Origin of the sequence: Pseudomonas sp. NFXW11 (assembly GCF_049887815.1) — a bacterium.
Lineage (GTDB): Bacteria > Pseudomonadota > Gammaproteobacteria > Pseudomonadales > Pseudomonadaceae > Aquipseudomonas.
In genome coordinates this window covers 135,041-158,583 of sequence record NZ_JAGEKI010000011.1, presented here as the reverse complement: position 1 = coordinate 158,583, position 23,543 = coordinate 135,041, and the positions used below count along the sequence as shown (strand labels likewise).

The window sequence follows — 23,543 nt, the reverse complement described above, 5'->3', positions numbered from 1 at the left end:
ACCGGAGCAGGGTGCAGCGGTGGGCGCCGGTTCCGGTCCGGCCGGCAGGGCACAAAGGCTGTCGGGCGGGTATGAAAAAGCCCCTGCTCGCTGAGACGAGCAGGGGCTTGGCGGTACGGAATCAGAAGTTCCAGCGAGTGCTGAGCATCACATTGCGCGGGTCGCCATAGTACGAGGAGTTATAGAAACCGATATTGGTGTAGTACTTCTTGTCGAACACGTTGTTGACGTTGAGCGTGGCCGATACGTTCTCGGTGATCTGGTAGCGTGCCATCAAGTCAACCAGCCACAGCGGGTCCTGGGAGAACTTCTCCTGGGTGCCCTTGCCGTAGTTCTCGAGGATCTTCCAGCCCGCGCCCTGCCAGCGTACGCCGCTGCCCAGGGTGAGCTTGTCCAGGGGGCCGGTCAGCTTGTAGGTGGTGTAGAGGTTGATCTGGTCCTGAGGCTCCCAGGTGGAGACTTTCTGGCCGTTCTGGTCGCGGATGATCTTGTGGGTGTAGCCGGCCTGCAGCTGCCAGCCGGGCGCCAGCTCGCCGGAGACTTCCGCTTCGTAGCCCTTGGCCTTGGACTTGATGCCCTTGGAGGCGTAGTCCAGTCCCGGGTAGCTGTTGGGAACATAGTCGAGGTCGTCGACCGGACGGTTCTCTTCATGCACTTCGAAGTAGGCCAGGCTGGAGTTCAGGCGGCCGTCGAAGAACTCGCCCTTGAGCCCGATCTCGTAGTTCTTGCCTTCGTTCGGCTCCAGCGGCTTGTTGTTGCGGTCGCGATAGTCGTCTTGCGGCAGGTAGATCTCGGTGTAGCTGGCATAGGCCGAGAAGTTTTCATCGAAGTCGTAGACCACGCCGGCATAAGGCACCACCTTGCCGCTGTCCTTGACCTGGCTGGTGCCACTGACCTCGTAGTTGTTGACCCGGGTGCCCAGCAGTACGTGCAGGTCGTCGGCCAGGCTGAAGCGGCCGGTGATGTAACCAGCGCTTTGCCGGGTCAGCTCGTCGTTGCGCTTGGTCTGCGGGCCCCAGTCCGGTTTGGGGGCGTTGCCATCCCAGTTGAAATAGTCGTGGCTGTTGTTGTAGTTGGTGGCGTTGGTGTAGTCCCGGCCCAGCCAGCGCGAGCGGGAAACCGAGGTGCCGACCACCAACTGGTGCTCGCGACCGAACAGGCTGAAGGGACCGGTGGCGTACAGGTCGCCGGTGTCGCTGGTGGTTTCGCCGGTGTATTTGCGGGTCAGCATCATGGCCTTGCCGGTGTTCACATCCGGCGACAGCAGGGCGGCCAGCGGGGCGTTGTAGCCGTTGATCTGGTGGTTGTACTGCGCCTTGGCCACCCAGCCGTTCTCGAAGCTGTGCTCCAGGGTCGAGAACACGGTGCGGGTGTATTGCTCCCAGCGGCTGAACTTGGCGCCGTTGTTGAACGAGCGCGGTGTGCTGATGCGGTTGCCGGCGGAGTCGAAAAGTGAGGCAGCACCGGACCAGCTGGAGCCTTTGGGATTGCTGTCCTGATAGTCGGCACCAATGGTCAGCAGGGTATCCGGCGACAGGTCGAATTCGAGAATCCCGTAGTACACATTGGTCTTGCGCGAGTAGTGGTCGAGGAACGACTTCTTGTCCTGATAGGCCGCCACGGCACGGCCGCGAACGTTGCCGGTCTCGGTCAACGGGCCGCTGACATCGATTTCCGAGCGGTAGTTGTCCCAGGAGCCGGCGCCCAGGTCTACATAGCCCTTGAACTCGGAAGTCGGTTTCTTGCGCACCATGTTGATGGTGCCGCCAGGGCCGCCCGCGCCTGTCAGCAGGCCGGTGGCACCCTTGAGAATTTCCACGCGGTCATAGAGCACGGTATCGGTGAGGGTATGCCCGGACGAGTACTGCGGGTCCTGCAGGATGGGAATACCGTCGTACTGGAAGTTCTGGATGGCAAAGCCGCGCGAGAAGTAGGCCGTGCGTTCGCTGTCGTAGGTCGAGACCGTAATGCCCGGCGTGTGGCGCATCACGTCGTCGATCGACTTGAGGTTGAAGTCGTCCATGGCCTGGCGGGTGACCACGGAAATCGATTGCGGTGTTTCCCGTGGGGTCAGCACCAGGCGTGTGGCTGTCGCGATGGTGCCCGGGGTGTAGGAGCCGGTGCCTTCGGTGATGGTGCCCAACTGGTTGGCGGTGACTTGGGTCGTGCCCAGTTCCAGCGCCGCCGAGTTGCCGGCAGTGGCGGTGATGGTGATCGAATTGCCCTGCAGGTTGTAACCCACGCCGGTGCCCTTGAGCAGGTTGCTCATGGCCTGGCTGGGCTGCAGCTTGCCCTTGATTGCGGTGCTGCGCTTACTCTGCACATCAGCAGGGTTGTACAGCACCTGCAGGTTGGTCTGCCGGCCAAATTCCTGCAGAGCGCTGCCCAGGGGTTGAGCAGGGATGTCGAGCTCGATCTCTTGCGCCTGTACGTAACCGGCTATCGGTAGCGAAACTGCCAGGGCCAGGGCACTGGGCAGCAGGTTGATATTCAAGGCCCGTCGCATGGATAGCGCTTTACTCAGGGGACTGAGACCGAGTAGTGCTGACATGGATAGTTTCTCTTCTCTAGTGTTGGCTGTTTATTGGTATTTATTGCGGTTAATTCTCATTACCACTAGTGTGACGTTCCTCCTTGAACAAACCGGAAAAAAAACTCAGGCCGGCTCCATTTCCTGCACCACCTTGCCGGCGCGCAGGCGCACCAACTGGTCGGCGATATCGAAATAACGGTCGTCGTGGCTGATGACGATGATGGTCTTGCCCAGGCGCTTGAGGTCCGGCAGCAGCTCGGTGTAGAAAATCCGCCGGAAGGCCGGGTCCTGGTCGGCGGCCCATTCGTCGAACACCAGCACCGGGCGCTCTTCGAGCCAGGCATTGACCAGGGCCAGGCGCTTGCGCTGGCCGGTGGACAGGTCGGTGGTGCTGAAGGCGCCATCCTTGACGCTGACCTTGTGGGCTATTTCCAGGCGATCCAGGTACTGGGCGGCGACGTCCAGGGACTTGCCGGCGCTGCCCTGAACCAGGTCGTCGAACAGGTAGTAGTCGGCGAACACCGTGGTGAACAGCTGGCGGTAGTCGTCGCGGACCCTGTCGGTGACCATTTCGCCATTCAGGCGGATCTCCCCGGATTGCGGCGGGTACAGGCCCAGCAGCAGCTTGATCAGGGTGGTCTTGCCGCAGCCGTTCTCGCCGACGATAAACACGATGTCGCCCTGCTTGATGCGCAGGTTGATCGGCCCCAGGTGGAACGGCTCGCTGCCTTCCACCGGCGGCGGGCTGTAGCGCACTTCGCGCAGTTCCAGGCTGTGCACCACCGCTTGCGGGGCTTCGCTGTCGTCCATCAGCAGGTGCGGTTCGGGCGAAGAGAAACGTTCGGAAAGCTCACTGATGCGGGCGAAGGCGATCTTCGCCTTGCCGACGATGGGCAGGTAGCCGACCACGTGCTCCAGCGGGCCCTTCATGTACAGCAGCACCAGCACGAAGCCGGTGATCACCGTCGGGTCGGGGTTGGGGTAGTAGGCCTGCATGGCCAGGGCCAGGCCGATGACCACGAAGAACAGCATCGAGCCGAAGCTCTTGGCCAGGATGTAGATGTTCACCGAGCGCACCTGGATATCGCTGATGCGATCGGCGGTCTGCTGGATGCGCTGGGTGTTCATGCGAAAGCGCCGAGGCCGGTGAATGCGCAGCTCCTTGGCGCCGGAGGCAATGGCGTTGTAGTAGCGCTGCAGTTCGTCCTCATGGTCGCGGGCCTCGTCGAAGCCCTTGATGCCCTTGCCGCCGGCCACCAGCTGCACGCAGGTACCGATGATGATGGCCACCACCATCATCAGGAACATCGGCACCGACAGGTACGCCAGGTAGCCCAGGCAGCCCAGGGTCACGGTGGCGGCGATGGCCAGGGGGGTGAAGGCGAAGGAGAAGTCACTGATGGTGTCGACGTCGTGGGTCAGCACCGGAATCAGCCGGTGGGAGCGGTAGCGTTCGATCTGGGTGATGGGCGCCGAGAGCACCTTTTCCCCCAGGTCCTTGCGCAAGGCGGCGATGATCCGCTGGCCCACGTAGTTGGTGCCGATATCCGAGACGATGGCGCTGACCAGGGCCAGCAGGCACAGGGCGGCGAAGCTCAGGATCACGCCCTGGGTCATGCCGCCGGCCGAGTGCAGGGCGTTGTTGATAGTGGCCAGCAGCAGGGTGATGGCCAGGCCACCGGCCATGCCCAGGGCGACGGAGATCAGCACTATGCTGCGAAAGGGCCTGAGCAATGCGAGCAGACCTTTGAAGGCGCCGCGCTTGGGGTCGGTCATAAGTACTTCCCAGAGAGTGGATAGAGGGTCGGGGCACACAGACCCTTACCCCTGACAAACGAAGTGTTGGCGCGAGTATTTAGCTCGCCGCGCCGGCCGCAGCTGCCTGGCGGATAAATTGCCCGGCCGCTGGTTCGTTCTTGTGCTGTGGGCGCACGTGTATCGACGCAGTGCCTGATCCATTCAGCGAGAGCGAGCAAATGACGAAGAAGAATCTGGTGTATGTCTGGTCCCTGAGAAATGCCGCTGCGGACAAGGCCGGGCAGCCGGTGGCCTACAAGGACCACGAGCGCTACATGAAATCGGTGCTGGAATTTCTGGTGGAGTCGCTGAACCACACGCCCCTGGGCGAGGCCTATGAACTGGTGGGCGTGGTCTATGACGATGACGAACAGTCGCCACGGGACCAGCAACTGGTGAGTGACTACGGCTTTGCCTATCAGCCGGGCCGGCAGTGGCTGTACCCGGCGGACCTGAACGTGCAGGGCCGGCGGGTCAACGACCTGCTGCTGAGCGTACCGTCCACCTATCGCCGCCACCCGCGTGGCAGTGCCGAGCACATCGCCGGCAAGCAGGATTTCGAACGCCGCCTGCATGACACCCTGGTGGAGCTCAAAGCCGATATCGTGGTGCTCGACGGCCTGTTGGTGATCCTCGACGAGCTGGTGCGTCCGGGAGCGCCTTTTGCCCGGCGGATCATGAACATCCACCCGGGCATCACCCGTATCGAGTCGCCTTATGAGCGCCGTGGTGCCTACGCCACCTGGAATGCCCTGTACGGTGCCCGCGGGCAGAAGGTGGTGGACTGGGCGACCCGGGAAACCGTGCCCACCGAACCGCTGTACCTGACCGGCGCCTCGTTCCACTACGTGGACAACGGTATCGATTCCGGCGAGGTGTTCCACGACGTGCTCAAGACCGAGATCTCCCCCGAAGACACCATCCTCGAACTGCGCTGGAACAATTTCAACAACAGCCTGTTCCCGGCCCTGCATGAAGGCCTGGAGCTGCTGGCCAAGCAAGCCTGAGTCAGGCCCAGCCGGGGCTTGCCGCCCCGGCTGGCGCAAGGCGTTACAGAGCGCGCACTACGCGAAAGCCGATCCAGTCGCCACGGGCGTTGGGGTAGATGCTGTTGCGGTTGCCCGAGCGCGAGAACACCGGTGCCTCGCCCCAGTCGTTGCCGCGGATCTGCAGCGATTCGCAGCCGGCCTCGACCCAGGCACTGCCGTCGCTGGGGGCGCCGACATAGTTGGGATGCTCGCAGTCGGCAATCCACTCATAAACGTTGCCGTGCATGTCGTACATGCCGAAGGCATTCGGCGGGTAGCTGCCCACCGGCGAGCTGTAGCTGTAGCCATCCGCTGGGCCATAGGTGTTGGCGTGCTTGGCGATGCTGTAGTCCTTGCTCTCGTCGAAGGGGAAGGGGAAAGGCCCGCTGGAGCCGGCCCGCGCCGCGTACTCGCGTTGTGACTCGCTGACCATCTGGTAGCTGTGGCCGGTTTTCTGCGACAGCCAGGCAACATAGGCCTGCACCTCGGGAAAGTTCATGCACACCGCCGGCTGGCGCGGGCCCTGGGCATAGCGCGGCTTGCTGGCGATGCACTCGCGTCCGGGGCGGGCATCGCCATCGGGAATCTTCACCCCGGTCTGGCGGAGGTAGCTGTCCCACTCCGCGGCGGTGATCTGGAAGCGGCTCATGGCGAAGGGCTTGGCAAAGGTCACCTCATGCATCGGGCCTTCATCGGGCTCGCGGCCGACTTCGTCTTCCGGGGTGCCCATGGTGAAGGTGCCGGCCGGCAGCACGACCATTTCCGGGCAGTCCTTGCAGTCCTTGAAGACCTTGCCCGGTTGCGGATCGGCGGCCAGGGCGGCGTTGGGCAGCAGGCTACCGAGCAGGGCCGCCAGGGCCAGGGTGGCCAGGGGTTTGAAGGGGGGGGCGGGGCAGTGATGATCCTGGTTCATAAATGATCTCGTGCAAGGAAAAAAGACAGGCCGCAGCCTGATCAATCTGTTAATGGCAAGCGCTGTACCTGTAGCGAGGGAGCTTGCTCCCGTGAGACCGGCCGGCGCTCCGGTGCGTGGCCGTCCCATTTTGGGGGCCGCTGCGCGACCCAGCGGGAGCAAGCTCCCTCGCCACAGGTCATTTCTGTTCGCTCTGGCGCTGGACCGATCGGCATTAGGCGGTCAGAGCCTTTTGCCCAGCAGGGCCATGAAACGCTCGATTTCACCTTCGTGGTTGAGCAGGCCGGGGGCGGTGCGTACTACCGGGCCGACATCGCGGTCCACGGCATCGACCACCACCTTGTTCTGCATCAGGTAGGCGGCCACCTGGTCGCAGTCCTGCCCCTTGACCCGAAAGAAGGTGAAGCCGGCCGACAGTTCGGGGCTTGCAGGGGTCACCAGTTCGATCTGCGAGTGCGCCAGCAAGCGTTGCTTGAGCTCGCTGTTGAGCTGGTGGATGCGCACCTGGACCTGGTCCTTGCCCAGTTGTAGGTGCAGCTTGAAGGCTTCGTCCAGGGCCCAGCGATGCTCGAAGGCGTGATAGCCGCCCGGGGTCATGGAGGTGGCGAAATTGTTGTCTTCGGAGAAGGTCGGGATGGTCGGCGTCAGATCCTTGAGTTGTTCGGAACGGGCACAGATGATCCCGGTGCCGCGGGGGCCGAACATCCATTTGTGGGTGCCGGCGATAAAGTAGTCGCAGTGCATCTCGGGGAAGTCCAGGTTGTCCACGCCGAAGCCGTGCACACCGTCCACCACATAGATGATCCGGTCCTTTTCATCGCGGTTGCGGTTGAGCTCGTCCACCAGCTTGCCGATCTCGCCGATCGGCAGTTTCACCCCGCTGCCGGACTGCACCCAGGTCATGCCCAGCACCCGGGTATTGGCGCGAATGCCGCGCTTGATCGAGCCCAGCACTTCATCCACCGACACTTGGTGGGCATTCTCGAACAGCTTGAGCTTGCGTACTTGGGTGCCTTGCTTGGCCGCGCGGAAATTCAGGCTGTATTCGGTGGCGTAGTGCTCGTGGACGGTGGTGAGGATTTCCTGGTCCGGGCGTACGTGCAGGCCACCATAGATCATCGCCAAGCCCTCGCTGGTGCTGCCGGTGAGGGCGATCTGCCCGGGCTTGGCCTTGAGGTAGCGCCCGGCCCAGTTGCGCACCTCGGCTTCGCGTTTCCAGGTTTCCTGCAGGTCCCAGTCCATGGCCAGGCCCGGGTTGCGGTCGATAGCGGCGCGGTGGCGCTCAATGGCCTGGCGTACCGGCCTTGGGTGCGAGGTCACCAGGAAGTTGGAGAAATGGATGTAGTTCGGGTCCTGATCGAACAGCTGGCGCAGGGCGGTCCAGGAATCGATGGCGGGCGAAGTTGCGGCGGACGGCGCCGGGGGCTGCCCGGCGACGCTGGCATTGGCGACCAGGGGCAGGCCCACGGCAAGGAGGCCGGCCTGTTTGAGAAAACTGCGACGATCGGTCATGACTGCATTTCACTTCTAGGCAGGGAGGGGTCAGCGAGTGGCCACGGGTTTGGCGGACTTCTGCACCTGTTCCCAGACCCGCAGGAAGTTGCCGCCCCAGAGCTTGGCGATATCCGCTTCGCTGTAGCCGCGCTGCAAGAGCTCGGCGGTGACATTGCGGCCCTCGCTGACATCCTTCCAGCCGTCCAGGCCGCCGCCGTCGTTGAAGTCCGAACTGATGCCGACGTGATCGATGCCGACCTTCTTCACCGCGTAGTCGATGGCGTCGCCGTAGTCCTTGAGGGTGGCCTTGGGTTCCTCCTCGAGGATGCCGTACAGGGCGCCGGCGTACTCGCCGAAACGCTGCTCGGGCCACACGGTGATGATCGGATCGCCGGGCATCAGGGCCATTTCCAGGCTGTTCAGGGGTTGCAGGTCGAAGCGCGCGCGCAGGGCGTTGAGCTTGTCGCGGGTGGCCTGGCTCAAGGGGCGGATGTAGGTGGGGAAGCCGACGATCTGCACCACGCCGCCGCTGTTCTTGATCAGCTGCATTTCCTTGTCGCTGAGGTTGCGCGGGATATCCACCAGGGCCCGGGGCGCCGAGTGCGAGGCGACAAAGGGCGCCCGGCTGAGCTGGCTGACCTGCTCCAGGGCCAGGGTCGACATTTGCGACACGTCGATGATCACCCCCAAGTCATTGAGGCGCTGTACCGCCTGCTTGCCGAGGTCGGACAGGCCGCCCAGGGCGTCCGGGGTGTCGTTGAAGAACGGCAGCGGTCGCGATGAGTCGGCCCAGGCGTTGTTGCCCACGTAGCTGAAGCCGAACATCCGCAGGCCACGGTTGGCCCAGAAATCCAGCTGGTTGAGGTCGTGGCCCAAGGGGTAGGCATTGAGCATGCTGAGGAACACCGCGAACTTGCCCTCGCCATTGAGGCGGCGGAAATCATCCGGGGTGTAGGCAATGGCCACCTGGTTGGGGAAGTCGCGGACCATGCCGGTGATGATCTTGTAGCGCACTTCCTGCTCGTTGCGCGCCGACTCGATAAAGCCGTCGTTGGGGCGATGGGGGGCATTGGGCCCGTTCCAGATTTCCGGCCAGCCGAAGATCGTCAGCGCCGCGCCGGACAGGCGTCCGCGCCCGGCCTTGGCCAAGTCGAACTGGCCCGGGCCGTCCTTGTCCGCCTCGTTGCCGGCGCTGCCGAAGTCCAGGGGCACGGTGACATGGCTGTCGAAAGAGAGCATGCGCTCCTGCAACTCTTCGGCCTGCTTCATCACCTTGACCGGGTAGCCGGGGTTGTTGCCGAACCCGTAGTCCCAGGCCAGGAAAGCGGCGCCGGCGCCAATCGCCAGGGCCAGTGGCAGGCCAATGTAAAGAGCCTTCTTCGAACGTGGTTTTGTCATTGCCATCTCAGTCGGGTTCGCGGTCAGGGTGCAGGCACAGGGGCCTTGGCTATCTGGGAGGAACGAGCGATGGCGGGGGAAATTTAACTGCATGCCCAGGGCGGTAAATTTCTCTGTGCAACATACGTCCTTGCTTGGATAAGGCCTGCTCCATGGCTGACACAGGTAGGGCAATGACGATTTCTCGACGAGGGTTCATGGCAGGCTTGGCGCTGACCGGTGCTGCGCTGCCGGCGGCGTATTACGTGCATCGCGAGCTGACGCGCGAAGAGCCATTCCCGATCACCCCGGGAGAGGCCACGGTGGACCTGGCGGATACCGCTGGGCAGCGTCTGGCAGACCAGTTGCGCGGTGTCTGGAGCATTCGCTTCAAGGGCGCCGACGCCGGGCTCGAAGGCTTGCCATCGCAGGGGCTGGAACTGTTTCTCGATGTTGCTCCGCGCGGGCGTGGCCTGCGTGGCTACCTGGACACCGCCCTGGCCCTGCGCGGGGCGGGTGAGCCGCGCTACCAGGTGATTGGCGACCTGGTGAGCCCACAACCCGGGGCGTTGTACTGGCGGCTGATTCCGGCCTCGGCGGCCGATGGCGCACCGAGCTACGAATTGAAAATGAGCCTGGACGAAGTCTGGGCCGACTTTGCCAACGCCGGCACCGGCTCCCTGACCGGCCGGGTCGAGCGCCTGGATCGGCCCCTGGCCCTGACGGCCCTGGACAACCGCTTTGTCGCCACCAAGCAGAGGTTTCCCGAAGCCCGCCAGCGCATCGGCCTCAACCCGGCCCTGCTGGCCTGGCTGGTGTCGCCCGAACACCGTCTGTTCCACCAGCTCTGGCACGCCACCCGGGACAAATGGCACCGCCTGCCCGAGGACAAGCGCGAGGCCTTGCGCGGCATTGGCTGGCAGCCAGGGCCACGGGATCAGGAGCGTGACGCCCGGGGGCCGACGAAAGACCGCAATGGTTCCGGGATCGATTTCTTCTTTATGCACCGGCACATGCTCGGCACCGCGCGATCGCTGCAGCAGGACCTGCCGTCCTGGCAGCACTTCCCGCTGCCGCAGCCCGAACTGCTGCGGGATCGCCAGGGTTTTGCCCGCTACTTCGACAACCATGACGGCGGCTCCCTGCCGCCTGCCTGGCTCGCCCATGACGATGACGACTACAGCCAGTGGGTCAGCGATATCAAAGCCGCGGAGACCTACCAGAGCAATTTCCTGGCCTGGGAGTCGCAGTACCGCGACCCGCGCTACCTGGCGCAGCTGACCCTGGGCCAGTTCGGCTCGGAGATCGAGCTGGGCCTGCACGACTGGCTGCACATGCGCTGGGCCTCGGTGCCGCGGGACCCTTCCAGCGGTGCGCCGGTGCCCATGGCTCGTGACCCGGCGGACTTCGCCGCGCGCTGGTACCAGCCGGAAAACGACTTTCTCGGCGACCCGTTTTCTTCCCATGTGAGCCCGGTGTTCTGGCGCTTTCATGGCTGGATCGACGATCGCCTGGAAGACTGGTTCCGCGCCCACGAGCGTTTCCACCCCGGGGAACTCAAGCGTCAGGAAGTCAATGGCGTGCCCTGGTTCGCGGCGGGGCGCTGGGTCGAGGCCGGCGACCCCTGGCTGGGCCCGGTGACTCATGGTTGCAGTACCACGCCGGGCTTGCAGGTGGGCAAGAGCGTGGAGATGGACCCGGAAACCATGAAGCTGGCCCTGCGTATCACCTTTATCGAGGACGAGAAGCAATTGGCCGATCTGCTGCGCAAGGTGCCGCGCCGGCCCTGGTATGCGCGGCATTTGAAGGTCAGGCAGCGGCTGCTATAGCGGCGCCGGACAGATTGTGAACTTCGAATCTGGAGGTCGTTGCTAGGGGTGTTCAGATCGAAAGGGCCACTTCGGCCAGGAAGCTGAACAGTTCTGGGTATCCAGTCTGCTGCCATGCCTGGGTTTCATGATCGAAGAAGCACACCTCTGCCAGGCATTGGTTATTTTCAATCCGGAAGCCGTAGAAGTCGCCGCAGCCGTTTTCTGAAAACAACAGATGGCACTTGCCAATCAGTGGGTGTTGTCGATTGATTCTGGCCAGGTTGAAATCGCTGTCTCTGTCCAGTGAGTAGACGATTGCGAAGGCAAAGTAGCCGCCCCCATATTTCTGCAGGAACTGGCTGTACTCGACAGGAAGTTGCAGCGCCAAGTCATTTTGAGCCTCGGTGATGTCCTCCTCGGTGGCGGCGCTGTCCGCAGGGAGCTCAAACCAGATCGGATGGAGGCTCTTCTTGGCCTCCAGCAGTTGTTCAAATTCACTGAAGTTCATTGTCCAGGTCTTCTCGAGGCTCGAAAGATCAGTTGTCGGCCAGGGTTTCAGGCGCTCCGTGATGGTTCAGGAGCCGAGTTAGCGATGCTATCTCCTGAGCTTTCGGTTTCTTGCTGGTCACGGCCTCGTAGATATCGTTGAGGACCAGATCCGGATCCTTGTGGGTGAGTTGTGAGATGACATTCGCCAGGTTTCGATCTGACAGATGTTCATATAGCGCTGCCAGAAGAGGGCGGTAATCGGTTGGGCTGACTCCGTTCGGGAATGCTCTTTTCAGCATCGACAGTACGTCTGCCAGGGAGGCGTCCAGCTCGGTTCCGAGGGGCATGGTGGGGGCGTTGCTCGCGTCTGTGGGGGGTCGGACGATTCTAGGTCATCAGCGCCCTGGCCGTCGCTGCGACGATGGCCAGTGGTGATACCGCTGGCCATGCGAGCCTTTGGTAATTCATTGATTCCAGCCGCCACCCAGGGCCTTGTACAGGGCAATGCTCGACTGCAGCCGCGCCAGCCGCAGTTGCACGTTCAGATCCTGGGCGGCGTACAGGGTGCGCTGGGTTTCCAGCACCGTCAGCAGGTCTTCGGCGCCCGCCTGGTAGCGGCTCTGGGCGATCTCGAAGGCCCGTTGCGCCTGCTTCAACTCCTCGCTTTGCCACTGGCGTTGCTGGTCCAGGCCGCGAATGCTGTTGAGGGCTTTTTCCACATCGGCAAAGCCGTTGATGATCGCTGCGCGATAGCTTTCCAGCAGTTCTTCCTGCCGGGCCGTGGCCTTGTCCCGTTCGGCGCTCAGGCGCCCGGCGTTGAAGATCGGCGTGACCAGGCCGGCACCGAGGTTGTAGAAGGGGCTGCGCAGCAGGTCCGGGGCGTGGCTGGACCCCGAGCCTAGGCTGGCGGTGAGGGTGACGCTGGGCAGCATGGCTGCGCGGGCCACTTTGACGTCGGCCTGGGCCGCGGCCAGCCGGGCTTCGGCGCTGGCGATATCCGGGCGGCGGGTCAGCAGTTCGCTGGGCAGGCCGGCGTTGATGCTCGGCCATTGCAGCTGGGCAAAGTCCTGGTTGCCCAGGCGCAGGTCCTGCACCGGCTGCCCCAGCAGGGCGGCCAGGGTGATCCGGGTTTCCTCGGCTTGCTGTTGCACCAACGGCAACTGGCGTTGCTGGGCCGCCACCAGGCTTTGCTGCTGGGCCAGTTCCAGGGCGGTGGCCGAGCCCGAGTCGTAGCGGGTCTGCACCAGCTTGAGCACGTTCAGGGCGTTGTCCAGGTTGAGTTGGGCGATCCGGCTCTGTTGCTCCAGGGCCAGTACCTGGGTGTAGCTGTTGGCCACGCCGCTGAGCAGGGTCAGCTCCACCGTGGCCTGGTCGAACTCGCTGGCCTGCAGGCCCAGCAGGGCGCTGTCGCGGGCGGCGTGGCGGCCGCCCCAGAAATCGATCTCGTAGCTGGCGCTGAGGCTGGCGTCGAAATTATCCACCGCCTTATTGTCGCTGGTGGCGTCCAGTTGGCTGTAGCCCTTGCCGCGCAGCAGTTTCTGCCGGCTGGCATTGAGCCCGCCCTTGAGTTCCGGCAGCAACGGCGCGCCGGCGATCACCGCACTGGCTTGGGCCTGGCGCACCCGGGCCACGGCGGCGGCGAGGTCGAAGCTGCCGCTGCGGGCCTGGGCGATCAACTGCTCCAGCTCGGGGCTGGCGAACTGGCTCCACCATTGCCGTTTGTCGGCCTGGGCGGCCGGGGTGTTGGCCGTGTGCCAGGAAGCGGGAGCTGGCAGGCCGCTGTCTGGGCGTGCTGGCGGGGTGCTGCAGGCCGCCAGCAACAGGCTGGCGGCAACAAGGGTCAGGGATGCTTTCATCAATCGATCATTCACTGGTAAGGGCCGTGACCGGGTCGAGCCGGGCAGCTTTGCGGGCCGGCATGAAGCCGAAGATGACGCCGGTGACCAGGGCGCAGCCGAAGGCGCCGAGCACCGCCACCAGGGAGAAGGCCACCGCCACCTCGCTGAGGATCAGCACCCCGCCGATGAGCATGGCCACGCCGATGCCGGTGAGGCCACCCACCACCGAGAGCATCACCGCCTCGGTGAGGAACTGGCGCAGGATGTCGCGCTGGCGGGCACCGGTGGCCATGCGGATACCGATCTCGCGGGTACGTTCGCGCACCGTCATCAACATGATGTTCATCACCCCGATGCCGCCCACCAGCAGCGAGATTGCAGCGATGGCGCCGAGCATCAGCGACAGGGTGTTCTGGGTGCGGGCCTCGGCCTGGATCATCGCGGCGTTGTTGGTCAGTTCGAAATCGTGCTTGCCGTGGTGCAGGCGCAGCATCAGCTCATTGATGGCCTGTTCGGCCTCCTTGACCTTGCGTGCATCGGCGGCGGCAATCGCCACGTACTCCGGGTTGCGACTGCCGAACAGGCGGGTGCTGGCCGCAGAGTAGGGCACGGCGATACGGTCATCGCTGTCCTGGTCCCCGGAGGGCGCACCCTTGCCGGCCAGTACGCCGACCACCTGGAAGGGCACATTCTCGATCAGGATGTACTGGCCGATAGGGTTGGTCACGTCCTTGAGCAGCTTCTCCCGGACCTTCTTGCCGATTACCGCGACGGCTGCGCCGGCATGCTCGTCCGCTTCGGTGAAGTAGCTGCCCTCGACCACGGGCCAGTTGAAAATGTGCGGGAAGTTGGTGTCGTTGCCGCCGACATAGCTCATGTGGTCGACATTGCCGAAGCGTACCCCCGCTTCGGCACCGTTCACCGCCATGATGCGCTTGACCTGGGGCAGGGTGGCCACCGCCGCCACGTCATCCAGGGTGATGACACCCAGGGGCGCCCGGGGGTTGGGGGTACGGCCGCTGAGGTAAATGATATTCGAGCCAAAGGCGCCCATCTGCGCCATCACTTGGCGCTTGCTGCCTTCGCCCACCGCCAGCATCACCACCACCGAGGCCACGCCGATGATGATCCCCAGCAGGGTCAGGGCGGTACGGAAGCGGTTGATCCACATCACTCGCCAGGCGGCCTGCACCGCTTCCAGCAGTTCGCCTTTCCAGGCGCCGGTGGGCTCGCTGCCGTCGGCCAGGCGCTGGCGCAGGTCCACTGCTTGCAGGGCGCCGGCATTGGCGCTGGCTTGGACCGAGGGGTCGCCGGTGGCGGTATCGCTGATGATCTCGCCGTCGCGGATTTCGATAATGCGCTTGGCCCGGGCCGCCACTTCGCGGTCGTGGGTGATGAGGATCACCACGTGACCCTGGCCGGCCAGTTCGTCCAGCAGGGTCATGACTTCGGCGCCGCTGTGGCTGTCCAGGGCCCCGGTGGGTTCGTCGGCGAGGATGATATGCCCGCCGTTCATCAGCGCCCGGGCGATCGATACCCGTTGCTGCTGGCCGCCGGAGAGCTGGTGCGGACGGTTGCCGCTGCGACTGGCCAGGCCCAGGCGCTGCAACAGGGCGGCGGCGCGGGCGTGGCGTTCGGCGGCTGGAATACCGGCGTAGATGGCCGGCATCTCGACGTTCTCCTGGGCCGAGCCGGAGGGAATCAGGTGGTAGCCCTGGAACACGAAGCCGAAGGCCTCGCGCCGCAGCCAGGCCAGTTCGTCGCTGTCCAGGTGGGCGACGTTTTCCCCGGCGAACAGGTACTCGCCGGACGTCGGGCGGTCGAGGCAGCCGAGGATGTTCATCAGGGTCGACTTGCCGGAGCCCGAGGCGCCGACGATGGCAACGAACTCGCCGGCATGGATCGACAGGTCGATGCCACGCAGCACATCAACCTGCGGGCTGTCGCCGCCGCCGTAGGATTTGCGGATGTCCTTGAGATCGATCAGGGGCGTGGGCATTCAACCTCCACTGCTGTCGGTGGGACCGATCAACAGGTGATCGCCCTCGGCCAGGCCATCGAGGATCTGGATGCGCAGGCGGTCGCTGATGCCGACCCGCACCTTGCGTTCGCTGACTGCGCCGTTGTCGGCCACCACCCGGGCGATCTGCTGGTCTGGCGAATCGCCGCCACGCAATGCGGCGATGGGCGCGGTGAGCACGTCCTTGGCCGAGCTGGCGACAAAGAACACCTGAGTGGTCATTTCCGCCATCAGCGCGTTGTCGGCGTTGTCCACATCCAGCAATACGGTGTAGAGCACCACGCGGCCGCTGCCGCTCTTGCTGGTGCTGGTGGGGCTGCCGCTGCCCTGGCTGGTTTCGTTGAGCGGCTTGGGCGGGATCGGCAGGATCTGCCGCACGGTGCTGGTCCAGCGCCGGCTGCCACCGCTCAAGGTGGTGAAATAGGCCTGCATGCCGGGTTTCACATGGCCGATATCGGCCTCCGAAACCTCGGCCCAGACGGTCATCGGCGACAGCTTGGCGATGCGCAGGATCAAGGGCGTCTGTTGTTGGGCGTTGAGGGTCTGGCCTTCGCGGGCGTCCACCGCCACCACGGTGCCGGACATCGGCGCGTAGATGCGCGTATAGCCCAGTTCCGCCTGGTCGCTGCGCAGGCTGGCCTGGGCCTGGCGGATCTGCGCCTTGTACATGTCGATCCGCGCCTGGGTGGCCTTGAGTTCGGCCTGGGCGGTTTGCACGTCTTCCTCGCGGGTGGCGCCGCCGGCGGCGAGGTTGCGCTGGCGCTGGTATTTCTGCTGGGCCAGTTGGTGCTGCGCGTACTGCTCTTGCAACTGGGCCTGCAGGTTCTCGATGGAGAAGCGGCTGGCATCGAGCTTGGCTTGCTGGGTCGCGGGGTCGATCTCCACCAGCAGCTGGCCTTCCTTCACCGTGTCACCGGCTTCCGCGTGGATCTTGCGAATCTGCCCGGAGGCCTGGGCGCCGACATCCACATAGCGACGGGGTTGCAGAGTACCGAGGGCGGTGACGCTGCTTTCTATATCGCCGCGGCGCACTTGCACGGTGGCGAACTGGTCACGGCCCGAAGGAATGAACTTCCAGGCGGCGATGGCGACTACGGGGATCACACAGAGTGCGGCAAGCAGGGCGCGTCGGTTGGATCGAGGACGTTTCATGCAGGGTTCCGGCCAGGGGATATCGGCCCATCGACTCAGCCCGGCCACAGGGTAGATGGCGAGGCTGGAGGTTGCCGCACAGGCGGCAGAGACGGGGAGCTGTCAGGTAAACGAGATGCCAAGGGGTGAATTTAACGGCCGACACATGGCGTAACAGCTGTCGGAATTCTGAAAATAAACCCACCGCGGCACTGCGGCTCTTTAAATCTATATGAGAATTACTATAAATTACGCCACTTCTAAACTGCCACCATTGATTCACCGGGCCCAGCCGGTCAGCGCCGGTCTCGCTCAAGGACAGAATCGCCCCTCGGGCGGTCGGGAGCCATGTTGGAAAGTTACTATCGCGAGCTGATGTGCTTCCTCAACGCCAAGCTGGGCAATCGCCAGGTGGCCGAGGATGTGGTGCACGATGCTTATGTACGGGTGCTGGAGCGTTGCAGCGATACCCCCATCGAGCAGCCGCGGGCCTTTCTCTATCGCACGGCACTCAACCTGGTGATCGACGGCCACCGGCGCAATGCCTTGCGCCAGTCCGAATCGCTGGACGTGCTGGACAGCGAAGAGCGCTATTTCAACCCCTCGCCCCAGACCAGCCTGGATCACGGCCAGCGCCTGGACATGCTGCAGCGGGCCCTGGGCGAGTTACCGCGGCTGTGTCGCGAGAGCTTCCTGCTGCGCAAGCTCGAGGGCCTGTCCCATCTGCAGATCGCCGAGCAGTTGGGGATTTCCCGCAGCCTGGTGGAAAAGCACATCGTCAATGCCATGAAACACTGCCGCATGCGCCTGCGGCAGTGGGACAACCACTGAGTCCTATTTAGTTAAATTTTTTTTCACTGTCCTCGTCCCTACTCAACAGACGATCTGCTGTCCTGCTTGGCCAGTCGGGTCACCGTGACACTTTATCCCCCGCGTTGAGGCGGTTTATCCAGAGGACACTGGAAATGACACAGGCAATTGCATCGGCCCACGTTCACGATCTGATCGGTATCGGTTTCGGCCCCTCGAACCTGGCGCTGGCCATTGCGCTGGAAGAGCGCGGGCAGGAGCATGGTCCGCTGGACGCGCTGTTCCTCGACAAGCAGGCCGACTATCGCTGGCACGGCAACACCCTGGTGACCCAGAGCGAGCTGCAGATTTCCTTCCTCAAGGACCTGGTGACCCTGCGCAACCCCACCAGCCCCTACTCGTTCGTCAACTACCTCAAGCACCACGGGCGCCTGGTGGACTTCATCAACCTGGGCACCTTCTATCCATGCCGCATGGAGTTCAACGACTACCTGCGCTGGGTGGCCGGGCATTTCCAGGCGCACAGCCGCTACGGCGAGGAAGTGCTGGGCATCGAGCCGGTGCTGCACAACCAGCAGGTCGAGGCGCTGCGGGTGATTTCCCGCGATGCCCAGGGCAGCGAGTTGGTACGCACCGCGCGTTCGGTGGTGGTCAGTGCCGGTGGCACGGCGCGGGTGCCGGAGATCTTCAAGGGCCTGAAGGGCGATGCGCGGGTGTTCCACCATTCCCAGTACCTGGAGCGCATGGCCAGCCAGCCTTGCATCAACGGCCAGCCGATGAAAATCGCCATCATCGGTGGCGGGCAGAGCGCGGCGGAGGCCTTTATCGACCTCAACGACAGCTTCCCCTCGGTGCAGGCCGACATCATCATGCGCGGCTCGGCGCTGAAACCGGCGGATGACAGTCCCTTCGTCAACGAAGTGTTCGCCCCGGCCTTCACCGACCTGGTATTCCAGCAGCAGGGCAGCGAGCGCGAGCGCCTGGTCAACGAATACCAGAACACCAACTACTCGGTGGTGGACATCGACCTGATCGAGCGCATCTACGGAATCTTCTACCGACAGAAGGTGTCCGGTGTCGCCCGTCATCTGTTGCGCACCCTGACCACCGTGGAGAAGGCCACCGCCACGGACCTGGGCATCGAGCTGATCCTGCGCAACAGCGCCAGCGGCGAGCGTGAGGTGCACCACTACGATGCGGTGATCCTGGCCACTGGCTACGAGCGCAATCTGCACCGCGAGTTGCTGGCACCGCTGCAAGGCTACCTGGGGGATTTCGAGGTGGACCGCAACTATCGCCTGCTGACCGACGAGCGCTGCAAGGCCGGGGTCTACCTGCAAGGCTTCAGCCAGGCCAGCCATGGCTTGAGCGACACCTTGCTGTCGGTGCTGCCGATCCGCGCCCAGGAAATTGCCGACTCGCTGTACGAGCATGGCAAGCACCGTGGCCAAAGCCGTTCGGTACGCGATGTGCTGCTGGCCACGGCCAGTTGAAAAGCGGCCGTTGCCGTTGCCTGCGGGGCAGCGGCAACGGTAACCAAAGTGTCATGTTGCAACCCTTCCTGAACCTTGGCTGTAAAACTTTTCGATTCCCCGTGCCAGGGTTTTTCCTCGGTTTACTCTGTAAATCGTGCGGCGTAAGCTGCGCGCGTTTTCCATCAGTGGAGGCCCAGTGTGGGTACTTGTTCGAGTGACAGGAGTCGGCCGGTTTTGCTAACCGGCGCAGTCCCGGCAAGATAACGCGCAGTTCTTTTCCTGCCGTTGTCTCGCCCTTTCGCGAGAGGCGGCATCCCGATCGCCACCACCTTAGTGGTGCGCTTCCCGACGTCACTTCCAACCGACTCCGATACCTGCCCGACCCGGTCCGTTGCCGCGTCGTGGCGGCACCGACGCGCAGGTCAATAACCTGCGGGGCCGGCTCGCATCCAGGGCTTTTCACCTGGCTGCAATGCCCGCCCGTACCTGCCAGAGGCCTTCGCAATGCCGCCCGCGCAGGAGTCATCACCATGCAGCTCACCCTGTTGAAAGAGTTCTTTGCCGGCTTCCTGCGGACCCGGCATTTCGCCCGGCACTTCCGCCGCCTGGCCCTGCTGGAAAGTTTCAGCGACGCCAGCGTCAGCCGCGATGTACCGCCATCCCTGGCACAAACCCTGGTGGCTGCGGCCAACAGCGATGCCGCGCAACTGCTGGACAGCCTGGGCAGCCACACCGATGGCCTGAGCACCCAGGAAGCCGAGGAGCAGCGCGAACGCCACGGCCTCAATGAGATCGAACACGAGCAGGCGCTGCCCTGGTGGACCCACCTGTGGCACTGCTACAAGAACCCCTTCAACCTGCTGCTGACCCTGCTGGCGCTGATCTCCTGGCTGACCGAGGACATGAAGGCGGCCACGGTGATCTTCTCTATGGTGGTGCTCTCGACCCTGCTGCGGTTCTGGCAGGAGGCCAAGTCGAACAAGGCCGCCGACGCCCTCAAGGCCATGGTCAGCAACACCGCCACCGTGCTACGCCGGGATGCACCGGTAAGCGATGCGCCGATCCTCGGCCGCCTGCTGGGCGCCGCCGCCGAAGCCGGGGGCGCCCAGCGCCTGGAGCTGCCGATCAAGCAACTGGTGCCCGGTGACCTGATCGTGCTGTCGGCCGGCGACATGATTCCCGCCGACTGCCGGGTACTCAGCGCCAAGGATCTGTTTGTCAGCCAGGCGGCGATGACCGGCGAATCCATGCCGGTGGAGAAATTCCCCCGTCAGCAGGACGCCGACACCAGCAACCCACTGGACCTGGACAACATCCTGTTCATGGGCACCAACGTGGTCTCGGGTTCGGCCATGGCGGTGATCCTGACCACCGGCAACAGCACCTACTTCGGCGCCCTGGCACAGCGGGTGGGCGCCACCGATCGCGCGCCCACCTCGTTCCAGAGCGGGGTCAACAAGGTCAGCTGGCTGCTGATCCGTTTCATGTTCGTGATGGCGCCGCTGGTGCTGTTCATCAACGGCTTCACCAAGGGCGACTGGATGGAGGCGCTGCTGTTCGCCCTGTCGATCGCCGTGGGCCTGACCCCGGAAATGCTGCCGATGATCGTCACCTCGACCCTGGCCAAGGGCGCGGTGTTCCTGTCGCGCAAGAAGGTCATCGTCAAGCGCCTGGACGCGATCCAGAATTTCGGCGCCATGGACGTGCTGTGCACCGACAAGACCGGCACCCTGACCCAGGACAAGATCTTCCTTGCCCGGCATGTGGATGTCTGGGGCGAGGAGTCCGATGACGTGCTGGAAATGGCCTACCTCAACAGCTACTACCAGACCGGGCTGAAGAACCTGCTGGACGTGGCGGTGCTCGAGCATGTGGAAGTGCACCGCGAGCTCAAGGTCGGCACCGCGTTCCAGAAAGTCGACGAAATTCCCTTCGACTTCAATCGCCGGCGCATGTCGGTGGTGGTGGCGGAACAGGGCCATCCGCACCTGCTGATCTGCAAGGGCGCGGTGGAAGAAGTGCTGGCGGTGTGTCGCAACGTGCGCCACGGCGAAGCCGAGGAAGCCCTGACCGAGGGCCTGCTGGCGCGTATCCGCGAGGTTACCGCCGACCTCAATGAAGAGGGCCTGCGGGTGGTGGCGGTGGCCGCTCGGCCCATGCCCGAAGGGCGCGACACCTACAGCCTGGCCGATGAGCGCGAGCTGACCCTGATCGGCTACGTGGCCTTCCTCGATCCGCCCAAGGAAAGCACTGCCCCGGCGCTCAAGGCCCTGGCCGCCCATGGTGTGGCGGTGAAAGTGCTGACCGGCGACAACGAACTGGTGACGGCGAAGATCTGCCGCGAAGTGGGCCTGGAGCAGCAGGGCCTGTTGCTGGGCAACGATATCGAGCGCATGAGCGATGCGCAGCTGGCCGAGGCGGTGGAAACCACCAATGTGTTCGCCAAGCTGACCCCGAGCCACAAGGAGCGCATCGTCCGCCTGCTCAAGGCCAACGGCCATGTGGTGGGTTTCATGGGCGACGGGATCAACGACGCCCCTGCGCTGCGCACCGCCGACATCGGCATTTCCGTGGACAGCGCGGTGGATATCGCCAAGGAAGCGGCGGACATCATCCTTCTGGAAAAGAGCCTGATGGTGCTGGAGGAGGGGGTGCTGGAAGGTCGGCGGACCTTCGCCAACATGCTCAAGTACATCAAGATGACCGCCAGCTCGAACTTCGGCAATGTGTTCTCGGTGCTGGTGGCCAGCGCCTTTATTCCGTTCCTGCCGATGCTGCCGATGCACCTGTTGGTGCAGAACCTGCTGTATGACATCTCGCAGATCGCCATTCCCTTCGATAACGTCGATGCCGATCTGCTCAAGCAACCTCAGCGCTGGCAGCCGGCGGATGTCGGGCGTTTCATGCTGTTCTTCGGACCCATCAGCTCGATCTTCGACATCAGCACCTTCGCCCTGATGTGGTACGTGTTCGACGCCAACACCCCGGACCACCAGACCCTGTTCCAGTCCGGCTGGTTCGTGGTGGGGCTGCTGACCCAGACCCTGATCGTGCACATGATCCGCACGCCGAAGATTCCCTTCCTGCAAAGCCGCGCGGCCACGCCGCTGATGGTGATGACCGGGATCATCATGGCGGTGGGGATCTTCCTGCCGATGGGCCCGCTGGCACACTACTTCAAGCTGCAGGCGCTGCCTTCGATGTACTTCGTGTTCCTGCCGGCGATCCTGCTGGCCTACATGGCCCTGACCCAGGCGGTGAAGGGCTACTACGTACGGCGCTTTGGCTGGCAATGAGGAAAGCAGCGGCAAGCGGCAAGCGGTGTGTTGCTTGTAACTTGAGGCTGGTAGCTTGCCGCTTAAAGCCCAGAGGATTTTTTTGCCATGCAAGCCATCGCCAACATCAACCTGGATTCGATGGTCGACACCCTGGTCAGTCTCAGCGCGGCCTTTATCCTGGGTGGCCTGATCGGTTTCGAGCGTCAGTATCGGCAGCGCACCGCCGGGCTGCGGACCAATGTGCTGGTGGCGGTGGGCGCGGCGATCTTCGTCGATATGGCCAACCGCCTGGGGGGCGCCGAGGCTGCGGTGCGGGTGGTGGCCTATGTGGTGTCCGGCATCGGTTTTCTCGGTGCCGGGGTGATCATGCGCGAAGAGGGCAATGTACGTGGCCTGAACACCGCCGCCACGCTCTGGGCCTCGGCGGCGGTGGGTGCCTGCGCCGGTGCCGACCTGGTGCTCGAAGCCCTGCTGGGCACGCTGTTCGTGCTGGCTGCCAACACCCTGCTGCGGCCCATCGTCAACAACATCAACCGCCAGCCGCTGGATGTGATCTCCGCCGAGGTCACCAATATCGTCTACGTGATTGCCCATCGCTCGAAGCAGAAGGCGGTGTTCGCTCTGCTCGAAGCAGAGCTGGCGCGCTGCAACTACCCGGCCAGCGATATCGATGTGCATGCCTTTGGCAGTGATGACGTGGAGATCGAGGCGACCCTGGCCACCACCTCGGTGGATGGCGACGAACTGGATGCGCTGGTGTCACGCCTGTCGGCATCGACTTTGGTGCAACAGGCTTTCTGGAGCCCGAGCACCACCGAGTGATCGGCGACTCAGGCGCTTTACCTTGAGAAATTCCCTACTAAATTACGAGAATTTTCCTGCACCAAAAAACAGAGGCGGCAATTAAGGTGGAGTCCATTCTGGCAAGGGCCAGGCGGCTGTCCGGAACAAGCCAGTGGACCCGTACGAAAGGCTTACCGCAGAGGGGTTTTCAGAATAATCCTAAAGAAAACCCCTAAGCACTTCCCTAGCCTTTTACCGATCTGGAGCCCAAGACCGGCATTGGCCGGTCAGACTCGTATCAGCAGGATCAGGAAAATGTCCAATAGAGCGCTGCGTATATTGATCGCCGATGATCAGCATTTTCATCGGATGCAGATCGAGAGAACCCTCAACCAACTGAATTACTACCGCGTGGCTCCCGTCCACACCCTGGAAGAACTCCTGACCCTGGTGGAGTATGGCTGCGAGCCGTTCGACCTGTTGATTATCAATGGCAACCTGGCCACCCAGAGCGGGTTCGACCTGCTGGCTTTCTGCCTGGACAACCCCCAGGTCGATCACGCGCTGATCTACGACAGCCAGCGTTTCCCACCGATTCCCAGCAGCCTGCGGCACAAGATCCAGGCCAGCCGCGCCGAGTTGCCGGATGGCGAAGCGATCAAGCGCCTGATGCACGCCATAGACCCGCCGCGGCTGGCCCATCGGGCAGGACTGCCGTGGTTGCAGGAATTGCGCGGCAACGGCTGGAGTGCCAGCGCCAACTGAC

General features: G+C 63.6%; 17 protein-coding genes. 7 read left to right on the top strand and 10 right to left on the bottom strand.

The features are described 5' to 3' along the window. Window positions 1-121 precede the first annotated feature (121 nt). On the bottom strand, window positions 122-2,506 hold the full coding sequence (locus tag J4P02_RS18405) for a TonB-dependent siderophore receptor (protein ID WP_426192789.1): 2,385 nt from the start codon (window positions 2,504-2,506) through the stop codon (window positions 122-124). Between the two features lie 150 nt (window positions 2,507-2,656). Next, the gene (locus tag J4P02_RS18400) at window positions 2,657-4,309 is read right to left on the bottom strand and encodes a cyclic peptide export ABC transporter (protein ID WP_426192787.1); all 1,653 of its coding nucleotides are present in this window, start codon (window positions 4,307-4,309) and stop codon (window positions 2,657-2,659) included. Between the two features lie 200 nt (window positions 4,310-4,509). Between J4P02_RS18400 and J4P02_RS18395 the strand changes: the two genes are divergently transcribed. Then, the gene (locus J4P02_RS18395) at window positions 4,510-5,337 is read left to right on the top strand and encodes a formyltransferase family protein (RefSeq protein WP_426192784.1); all 828 of its coding nucleotides are present in this window, start codon (window positions 4,510-4,512) and stop codon (window positions 5,335-5,337) included. A 43-nt stretch (window positions 5,338-5,380) separates the two neighbouring features. Here J4P02_RS18395 and J4P02_RS18390 read toward each other — a convergent pair whose 3' ends face one another. The 3 genes from J4P02_RS18390 to pvdM all read right to left on the bottom strand — a co-directional run bounded on the left by J4P02_RS18390 (window position 5,381) and on the right by pvdM (window position 9,163). Beyond that, window positions 5,381-6,271 (bottom strand): formylglycine-generating enzyme family protein, encoded by an 891-nt coding sequence (locus tag J4P02_RS18390; RefSeq protein WP_426192782.1) that lies wholly within the window; start codon window positions 6,269-6,271, stop codon window positions 5,381-5,383. 222 nt (window positions 6,272-6,493) lie between these two features. Beyond that, entirely contained in the window at window positions 6,494-7,783 is a 1,290-nt protein-coding gene (locus J4P02_RS18385) for an aminotransferase class V-fold PLP-dependent enzyme (protein ID WP_426192780.1), read from the bottom strand. A gap of 30 nt (window positions 7,784-7,813) precedes the next feature. After that, window positions 7,814-9,163 carry a pyoverdine-tailoring dipeptidase-like protein PvdM gene (gene pvdM / locus J4P02_RS18380; RefSeq protein WP_426192777.1) on the bottom strand — a complete coding sequence of 450 codons (1,350 nt, stop codon included), beginning with the start codon at window positions 9,161-9,163 and terminating at the stop codon, window positions 7,814-7,816. A gap of 173 nt (window positions 9,164-9,336) precedes the next feature. On the opposite strand from pvdM, the gene J4P02_RS18375 reads away from it, so the two are divergent. Beyond that, on the top strand, window positions 9,337-10,971 hold the full coding sequence (locus tag J4P02_RS18375) for a twin-arginine translocation signal domain-containing protein (RefSeq protein ID WP_426192775.1): 1,635 nt from the start codon (window positions 9,337-9,339) through the stop codon (window positions 10,969-10,971). A gap of 52 nt (window positions 10,972-11,023) precedes the next feature. Here J4P02_RS18375 and J4P02_RS18370 read toward each other — a convergent pair whose 3' ends face one another. The 5 genes from J4P02_RS18370 to J4P02_RS18350 form a co-directional block, all read right to left on the bottom strand. After that, window positions 11,024-11,461, bottom strand: a complete 438-nt coding sequence (locus J4P02_RS18370; protein ID WP_426192773.1) for an SMI1/KNR4 family protein — start codon at window positions 11,459-11,461, stop codon at window positions 11,024-11,026. A gap of 28 nt (window positions 11,462-11,489) precedes the next feature. Then, window positions 11,490-11,789: a DUF3349 domain-containing protein gene (locus J4P02_RS18365; RefSeq protein ID WP_426192770.1), complete on the bottom strand. Its 300-nt coding sequence runs from the start codon at window positions 11,787-11,789 to the stop codon at window positions 11,490-11,492. A 117-nt stretch (window positions 11,790-11,906) separates the two neighbouring features. Continuing rightward, entirely contained in the window at window positions 11,907-13,298 is a 1,392-nt protein-coding gene (locus J4P02_RS18360) for an efflux transporter outer membrane subunit (RefSeq protein ID WP_426192768.1), read from the bottom strand. Window positions 13,299-13,305: 7 nt separating this feature from the next. Beyond that, on the bottom strand, window positions 13,306-15,279 hold the full coding sequence (locus J4P02_RS18355; RefSeq protein ID WP_426192766.1) for a MacB family efflux pump subunit: 1,974 nt from the start codon (window positions 15,277-15,279) through the stop codon (window positions 13,306-13,308). Next, window positions 15,280-16,452: an efflux RND transporter periplasmic adaptor subunit gene (locus tag J4P02_RS18350; RefSeq protein WP_426192764.1), complete on the bottom strand. Its 1,173-nt coding sequence runs from the start codon at window positions 16,450-16,452 to the stop codon at window positions 15,280-15,282. A gap of 327 nt (window positions 16,453-16,779) precedes the next feature. Between J4P02_RS18350 and J4P02_RS18345 the strand changes: the two genes are divergently transcribed. The 5 genes from J4P02_RS18345 to J4P02_RS18325 all read left to right on the top strand — a co-directional run bounded on the left by J4P02_RS18345 (window position 16,780) and on the right by J4P02_RS18325 (window position 23,542). After that, window positions 16,780-17,262, top strand: coding sequence for a sigma-70 family RNA polymerase sigma factor (locus J4P02_RS18345; RefSeq protein ID WP_426192762.1), 483 nt, complete (start codon window positions 16,780-16,782; stop codon window positions 17,260-17,262). A gap of 134 nt (window positions 17,263-17,396) precedes the next feature. Then, window positions 17,397-18,734, top strand: coding sequence for a lysine N(6)-hydroxylase/L-ornithine N(5)-oxygenase family protein (locus J4P02_RS18340; protein ID WP_426192760.1), 1,338 nt, complete (start codon window positions 17,397-17,399; stop codon window positions 18,732-18,734). A gap of 512 nt (window positions 18,735-19,246) precedes the next feature. Beyond that, on the top strand, window positions 19,247-22,012 hold the full coding sequence (gene mgtA, locus J4P02_RS18335; protein ID WP_426192758.1) for a magnesium-translocating P-type ATPase: 2,766 nt from the start codon (window positions 19,247-19,249) through the stop codon (window positions 22,010-22,012). A gap of 87 nt (window positions 22,013-22,099) precedes the next feature. Beyond that, window positions 22,100-22,816, top strand: a complete 717-nt coding sequence (locus tag J4P02_RS18330) for an MgtC/SapB family protein (RefSeq protein ID WP_426192756.1) — start codon at window positions 22,100-22,102, stop codon at window positions 22,814-22,816. Window positions 22,817-23,092: 276 nt separating this feature from the next. Then, window positions 23,093-23,542, top strand: a complete 450-nt coding sequence (locus J4P02_RS18325) for a response regulator (protein ID WP_426192754.1) — start codon at window positions 23,093-23,095, stop codon at window positions 23,540-23,542. Window position 23,543: the final 1 nt, after the last annotated feature.

What these genes read in the sequence shown, in the direction of transcription:
- J4P02_RS18350 (WP_426192764.1), bottom strand. Translation starts at nt 16,452, where the DNA reads ATGAAACGTCCTCGATCCAACCGACGCGCCCTGCTTGCCGCACTCTGT.
- J4P02_RS18385 (WP_426192780.1), bottom strand. Translation starts at nt 7,783, where the DNA reads ATGACCGATCGTCGCAGTTTTCTCAAACAGGCCGGCCTCCTTGCCGTG.
- J4P02_RS18405 (WP_426192789.1), bottom strand. Translation starts at nt 2,506, where the DNA reads ATGCGACGGGCCTTGAATATCAACCTGCTGCCCAGTGCCCTGGCCCTG.
- J4P02_RS18370 (WP_426192773.1), bottom strand. Translation starts at nt 11,461, where the DNA reads ATGAACTTCAGTGAATTTGAACAACTGCTGGAGGCCAAGAAGAGCCTC.
- J4P02_RS18375 (WP_426192775.1), top strand. Translation starts at nt 9,337, where the DNA reads ATGACGATTTCTCGACGAGGGTTCATGGCAGGCTTGGCGCTGACCGGT.
- J4P02_RS18365 (WP_426192770.1), bottom strand. Translation starts at nt 11,789, where the DNA reads ATGCCCCTCGGAACCGAGCTGGACGCCTCCCTGGCAGACGTACTGTCG.
- J4P02_RS18345 (WP_426192762.1), top strand. Translation starts at nt 16,780, where the DNA reads ATGTTGGAAAGTTACTATCGCGAGCTGATGTGCTTCCTCAACGCCAAG.
- J4P02_RS18355 (WP_426192766.1), bottom strand. Translation starts at nt 15,279, where the DNA reads ATGCCCACGCCCCTGATCGATCTCAAGGACATCCGCAAATCCTACGGC.
- J4P02_RS18390 (WP_426192782.1), bottom strand. Translation starts at nt 6,271, where the DNA reads ATGAACCAGGATCATCACTGCCCCGCCCCCCCCTTCAAACCCCTGGCC.
- J4P02_RS18340 (WP_426192760.1), top strand. Translation starts at nt 17,397, where the DNA reads ATGACACAGGCAATTGCATCGGCCCACGTTCACGATCTGATCGGTATC.
- J4P02_RS18395 (WP_426192784.1), top strand. Translation starts at nt 4,510, where the DNA reads ATGACGAAGAAGAATCTGGTGTATGTCTGGTCCCTGAGAAATGCCGCT.
- mgtA (WP_426192758.1), top strand. Translation starts at nt 19,247, where the DNA reads ATGCAGCTCACCCTGTTGAAAGAGTTCTTTGCCGGCTTCCTGCGGACC.
- J4P02_RS18330 (WP_426192756.1), top strand. Translation starts at nt 22,100, where the DNA reads ATGCAAGCCATCGCCAACATCAACCTGGATTCGATGGTCGACACCCTG.
- pvdM (WP_426192777.1), bottom strand. Translation starts at nt 9,163, where the DNA reads ATGACAAAACCACGTTCGAAGAAGGCTCTTTACATTGGCCTGCCACTG.
- J4P02_RS18360 (WP_426192768.1), bottom strand. Translation starts at nt 13,298, where the DNA reads ATGAAAGCATCCCTGACCCTTGTTGCCGCCAGCCTGTTGCTGGCGGCC.
- J4P02_RS18400 (WP_426192787.1), bottom strand. Translation starts at nt 4,309, where the DNA reads ATGACCGACCCCAAGCGCGGCGCCTTCAAAGGTCTGCTCGCATTGCTC.
- J4P02_RS18325 (WP_426192754.1), top strand. Translation starts at nt 23,093, where the DNA reads ATGTCCAATAGAGCGCTGCGTATATTGATCGCCGATGATCAGCATTTT.